The organism is Bradyrhizobium sp. NBAIM08 (genome assembly GCF_020193935.1).
Classification (GTDB): Bacteria; Pseudomonadota; Alphaproteobacteria; order Rhizobiales; family Xanthobacteraceae; genus Bradyrhizobium; species Bradyrhizobium yuanmingense.
Map to the genome: position 1 here is coordinate 1 of NZ_JADYVR010001345.1, position 382 is coordinate 382.

The following is a 382-nucleotide window of genomic DNA, read 5'->3' on the forward strand; positions in this document are numbered from 1 at the left end:
GTCTCCACCCGCCCCGGCGCTCCCGCGACGATGCCGGAGGAAGCGTTCTACTTCCTGGCCGAAGCGCGGATGGTCACCGGCGGCGGCGTCCGCACCGGCCGGGCGCGGGTCGTGCTGGCCCTGGAGGCCGCCTGGGGCGGCACCGGGTCGGTGGCCGACGGCCAGCAGGTGGTCTTCGCCCGGCTCCGCGTCCGCGTCGACCGCGGCGTCCCGTTCGGGCTCTACCGGTTCACCCACCCGTACGGCCAGACCGACTTCCTGCCCGCCGACGACGACGGCCGGGTGTTCGTCACCGAGGACATCGGAGTGGCTCCGCTGCAGTTCGACGGCGCGCTCCAGGGCCACGTGGCGCCCTTCCTGCGCTGGACCTCCGGTGCGGGGA

1 protein-coding gene is annotated in these 382 nt (G+C 75.1%); it reads left to right on the forward strand.

Translation table 11 applies throughout. From position 1 onward, the window contains the following. Positions 1-30: 30 nt before the first annotated feature. Positions 31-382 (forward strand): hypothetical protein (locus I6F37_RS44840; protein ID WP_225155109.1); only part of this gene is annotated, 352 nt, incomplete at its 3' end.